This is a genomic window from Roseateles sp. P5_B10 (assembly GCF_056400485.1).
This window is the reverse complement of the sequence record NZ_JBFULE010001711.1, coordinates 1-541: the sequence shown is the minus strand read 5'-3', so window position 1 is coordinate 541 and position 541 is coordinate 1. Positions and strand designations below refer to the sequence as shown.

The window sequence follows — 541 nt, the reverse complement described above, 5'->3', positions numbered from 1 at the left end:
CCCAGCGAGGCTTCGCAACGCCGCGCGCGGGCTTTTGAGTGACAACCCTTCGGGAGAGGGCCTGCACGGGCGCATGGCGTTGTTGTGCGCCTGGCCTGGGCATGAGCCCAGGCGGCGTCGCACGCCTAGCCCTGCACCCGCGCAAGCCCTCTCGCACCGATTTCCTTGACTTCAACAGGCCCTTTGATGACCTCACTCACGTTGTTCACGCCGTCGGGTGTCCTGGCCAAGGCCGAGCCGCTGAAGCGCGCCGCCAGGCGGCTGACGCAGCTGGGCTTCGAGGTCAGCACCGACGCCGATGCGCTGGCCAAGCATCAACGCTTCGCCGGCGACGACGCGGCGCGCCTCGCGGCCTTGCATCGCATTGCCGATGCGGCGCCTTCGGTGGCACTGGCCACGCGTGGTGGCTACGGCCTGACGCGCCTGCTCGACCAGCTCGACTGGGGCCGCATCGCGCGCAGCGTCGAGCAGGGCACGCGCTGGGTCGGCTACAGCGACCTGACGGCGCTGCAGAACGGCCTGATCGCCCGCCACAAGGGGC

At 70.2% G+C, this 541-nt stretch carries 1 protein-coding gene; it reads left to right on the top strand.

Annotation, left to right across the window (positions count from 1 at the left end):
* Positions 1-186 precede the first annotated feature (186 nt).
* The coding region (locus AC1DU6_RS35480; protein ID WP_477863291.1) for an LD-carboxypeptidase at positions 187-541 on the top strand (355 nt) is incomplete at its 3' end.